This is a genomic window from Mesorhizobium sp. M4A.F.Ca.ET.050.02.1.1, from assembly GCF_003997725.1.
Classification (GTDB): domain Bacteria; phylum Pseudomonadota; class Alphaproteobacteria; order Rhizobiales; family Rhizobiaceae; genus Mesorhizobium.
In genome coordinates this window covers 1-4,002 of record NZ_RZSG01000561.1, presented here as the reverse complement: position 1 = coordinate 4,002, position 4,002 = coordinate 1, and the positions used below count along the sequence as shown (strand labels likewise).

4 protein-coding genes and 1 pseudogene are annotated in these 4,002 nt (G+C 65.0%); 2 read left to right on the top strand and 3 right to left on the bottom strand.

Annotated features, from left to right (window positions below; all coding sequences use genetic code 11):
* Window positions 1-672, bottom strand: a 672-nt coding sequence (locus EOA33_RS26880; protein ID WP_145989297.1) for an adenosine kinase, incomplete at its 3' end; no start/stop codon positions are given.
* 276 nt (window positions 673-948) lie between these two features.
* Between EOA33_RS26880 and EOA33_RS26875 the strand changes: the two genes are divergently transcribed.
* Together EOA33_RS26875 and EOA33_RS26870 are read left to right on the top strand one after the other, a co-directional pair.
* Window positions 949-1,851 carry an EamA family transporter gene (locus EOA33_RS26875; RefSeq protein ID WP_126056800.1) on the top strand — a complete coding sequence of 301 codons (903 nt, stop codon included), beginning with the start codon at window positions 949-951 and terminating at the stop codon, window positions 1,849-1,851.
* Window positions 1,852-1,915: 64 nt separating this feature from the next.
* A complete protein-coding gene (locus tag EOA33_RS26870) occupies window positions 1,916-2,611 on the top strand; it encodes a sulfate transporter family protein (protein ID WP_127407011.1) in 696 nt (231 codons plus the stop codon).
* A gap of 9 nt (window positions 2,612-2,620) precedes the next feature.
* On the opposite strand, the gene EOA33_RS26865 is transcribed toward EOA33_RS26870, so the two are convergent.
* Window positions 2,621-3,424 carry an oxaloacetate decarboxylase gene (locus tag EOA33_RS26865; protein ID WP_126056798.1) on the bottom strand — a complete coding sequence of 268 codons (804 nt, stop codon included), beginning with the start codon at window positions 3,422-3,424 and terminating at the stop codon, window positions 2,621-2,623.
* A gap of 78 nt (window positions 3,425-3,502) precedes the next feature.
* A pseudogene (locus tag EOA33_RS26860) lies at window positions 3,503-4,002 on the bottom strand (hypothetical protein); the annotation flags it as partial.

Below are 4,002 nucleotides of genomic sequence, written 5' to 3'. Positions count from 1 at the left end.
CTGGTAGAGCGACTTGATCTCGTGGCTGTTGGCGAAGACGATGTCGACGGTGCCCGAGCGCATCAGGTCGAGGAACTCGTCGCGGTAGCGGTCGACGCAGAAGGAATCCGACAATGTCATCGACACTTCGCGCCCGGCGGCATGCGCCAGTCTTGCCGTCTGCCGGATCGCTTCCTTGGCGCGCGGCGGGTCCCACAGATAGCCCTCGAAATAGGTGACCGCGGCGCCGGAGGCCTTGTCGGCCTCGACATCTTCCGGGCCAAGCTCGACGCAGGCGCCGAGATAGGTGTTCATCGAGCGCTCGCCGTCCGGCGTGACGAAGATCATCGATCGCGCCGTCGGCGGCTGGCCCTGGAGCGGCTTGGTGTCGAACGCGACGCCCTGGGCCTGGATGTCGTGGGTGTAGATTTCGCCGAGCGGGTCGTTGGAGACTTTGCCAAAGAAGGCGGCGCGGCCGCCGAAGCTCGCAACGCCAGCCGCCGTGTTGCCGGCGCTGCCGCCGGAGGCCTCGATCGCCGGGCCCATGCGGCTGTAGAGCAGTTCGGCGCGCCTGGTGTCGATCAGGTTCATCGCGCCCTTGATGATGCCGTTGGTCTCGAGGAAGGCCTCGTCGCACTGGGCGATGATGTCGACAATGGCATTGCCGATGCAAAGCACGTCATAATCCGGCATCAATCTCTCCGCCTTGGAACCTGCCGGCTTTCTGCCACGCCGGCCGGGCGCGGGTCTAGCGAGTTGCCGCCCTTTTGCCTACCCCGAAAATCGGCATCGGGTTCCGCCATGCCGGTCAATGGCCGCGCCTATTCGCCGGCTGTTGCAGCCATCGCATAAAACTGGACCATATCGGCCGTGATGACGACGGCTATGGTTGCATCCGGATCGAAACATTTCCGCCTTGCCGTCGGCTAGAAGCGATCCGAGCGAAGTTTCTGAGAGCACGAACCAGCAATGCCCGCAAAGACCGACATGACCACCGAACTGTCGCTGCTTGCCGTGCTGGCGCTGCTATGGGGCGCGTCCTATACCTTCATCAAGGTAGGCGTCGAGACGATCCCGCCGGTGACCTTCATCGCCGCCCGCACCCTGATCGCCGGCGCCATCCTGCTGGCGATCATCCGCTGGCGCGGCCTCGCCATGCCGAGGGACGCCGCAACCTGGCGTCGCTTCGCCTTCCAGGCCTGCCTGAACAGCGTCGTGCCCTTCACCCTGATCGCCGCCGCCGAGCGCTCCATTGATGCCGGCCTCGCCACCATCCTCAACGCCACCTCGCCGATCTTCACCTTCCTCCTGACCGCGCTGATCACCCGCCACGAGCCGGTGACGCTGCGCAAGCTGGTCGGCGTCGGCGCCGGCATCGCTGGCATCTGCCTCATCGTCGGCACGGAGGCGCTCGGCGGTCTCGGCCATCAGCTGTGGGCGCAGCTTGCCGTCGTCGCCGCTACCGTCAGCTATGCGGGCGCGGCCATTTTCGGGCGCAACTTCAGAGGGCTTGACCCAATGCTGCCGGCCGCCGGCTCGATGATCTGCGGCGCGGCGATCCTGATTCCGTTGAGCCTTGTTTTCGACCGGCCCTGGACGCTCTCGCCATCGACCGCGTCGATCCTCGCCCTGATCGGACTTTCAGTCTTCTCGACCGCGCTCGCCTTCTCGATCTTCTTCCGCCTTATCCACACGCTGGGCTCGGTCGGCACCACATCGCAGGCCTATCTGCGCGTGCCGATAGGCGTCGGCATCGGCGCTCTCTTCCTTGGCGAGAGCCTCGGTCCGACGGCCTGGCTCGGCATGGGTTTCGTCGTTGTCGGCGTCGCGGCGATGACCATCCCCGCCCGGCAGACGAAACTTGCGCAATAGTTGCGCTGCTCGACAAGGGTGCCTATCTCGGAAGCGTCTTAGTCAATGAGGGGTTGGAGACGCCGTGATCCTCGACGCCGCTCGCGCCGCTGCCAGCCGGCTGTTCTCGCCCGAATTCCGTTCCGTCTTCCTGAAGACGCTGGGGCTGACCCTGCTGGCGCTGGTGGCCTTTTGGTTCGGCATCGAGAGCCTGCTCGAATGGCTGGCCTGGCCGTGGCTGCAGAGGCTTCTGCCTGGGCTGCCGTCATGGGCCGGATGGCTGGGCGCCATTGTCGCCGGCATCGTCCTGGCGATGGGGATGGCGCTGGTTGTCGCGCCGGTGACGGCGATCATCGCCGGCCTGTTCCTCGACGACGTCGCCGAAGTGGTCGAGCGCACCGATTATCCGGACGGCCCGCCCGGCCGTCCCGTGCCGGCGCTGCACTCGCTGGTGCTGGCGATAAAATTCTTTGGCGTCGTTGTTCTCGGCAACATCATCGCCCTGCTGCTGCTCCTGGTGCCGGGCATTAACATCGCCGCCTTCTTCATCGTCAACGGCTATCTGCTCGGGCGCGAGTTCTTCGAATTCGCCGCCATGCGCTTCCGCCCGGAGGCCGAAGCTAAGGCCTTGCGCCGGAAGTATGCCGGCACCGTGTTCCTGGCCGGGCTGGTCATCGCCGCTTTCCTGGCCGTTCCGGTCGTCAACCTGCTGACGCCGCTCTTCGCCGCCGCCATGATGGTGCATCTGCACAAGGCGGTGTCAGCGCGCCGGCCAGGATGACCTTTTCGGTCAGTCGCCGTTCTTGCCGAACAGCGCTTGCAGCTTGCCGAACGGCATGGCGGCGCGGGTGAAGCCGAAGGTGCCGTCCTGCTGGATCTCGCGCGCCGCGGTCTCCAGCATGCCGAAGGCGAAATTGGTCAGCCAGGGCCCGAGCGAGATGCGCTTGACACCCGCCTGGGCGAGGTCGGCGACGGCGAAGCCCGGCCGCGCCATGACGTTGACCGGCTTGGTCACCGACGAGCAGACGATCCGCACCGTCTCGACGTCGCTCAAGCCCGGCGCGTAGAGCACGTCGGCTCCGGCCTGCTCGAAGGCCTGCAGCCGCTTGATCGTGTCATCGATATCGGACCGGCCCCACAGGAAATTCTCGGCCCGCGCGGTGAAGACGAAATCGTGCTTCAGCGCCCGCGCCGCCTCGACAGCGGCGGCGACGCGTTCTACGGCGTGCGAAAAATCATAGATCGGCTTCTCCCGATCGCCAGTGTGGTCCTCAATCGAGCAGCCGGCAAGGCCGGCCGCCTCGGCCGCGAAAACGGTCTCTGCCGCCTGTTCGGGGCTGTCGCCCTTGCCACGTTCGAGATCGGCCGAAACTGGAAGAGCGGTCGCCGCCGTCACCTCGCGGCAGTGATGGATCATCGCGTCGAACGTCACCGCGCCGTCGGGCAGGCCGCGCGAAAAGGCAAAGCCGGCGCTGGTCGTCGCCAGCGCCTTGAATCCGAAGGAGGCGAGAAGCTTTGTCGTGCCGATATCCCAGGGATTGGGCATGACGAAGGTCGAGGCGTGCAGGTCGCGAAAGATCTTGCCCTTGTCCATGGATGCTTCCCTCATATGTGGACTTGTGAAGCGGAGTCTAGCGCGACGATTTCAACCGGGCAAACGAATGCGCCTGGCTCAGAAGCGTTTCTCGTTCTCTGCTGACAGACGCTCGAACGCCTTGGAACTAGGCACGTAGCGCGACGCCTTCTTGCTCCAGCGATAGGTCACAGAGATCTTGTGCGACGAAGCCTTGGGCTGCTCGTCTTCGCAGTCTTCGCCCGGCACCGTGGCGTCGGTCACCGTCGCCTTGATCGCCGCATAGCGCCGGCCGTCCGCGAGCGTCTTGAAGGCAAGATCCTGCGTCCGCTTGTAGCAGTAGTTTTCATCGAACGTGTTGATGGTGTCGACCAGCTCGAAGCGGTCGCTGCGGACCATGAGCAGCAACGTGCTGACATAGCCCTGGTTCGAATTGAAATGCGTGCTGGTGATGACGACGGCGTCATCGCCGGCGCTGATCGAAAGCCTGGCCGGTTCGCGAAAAAATGTGCTTCGATCGGTGGCGACATTGACCGCGTCGAGCAATTCCGGCTTGCCGCCGAGGTCGTAGAGCGCCAGCACAGCGAAACCCTCGGCGC

Bases quoted from the DNA above. Each gene is read 5' to 3' on its own strand.
- EOA33_RS26875 (WP_126056800.1), top strand. From the start codon at position 949: ATGCCCGCAAAGACCGACATGACCACCGAACTGTCGCTGCTTGCCGTG.
- EOA33_RS26865 (WP_126056798.1), bottom strand. From the start codon at position 3,424: ATGGACAAGGGCAAGATCTTTCGCGACCTGCACGCCTCGACCTTCGTC.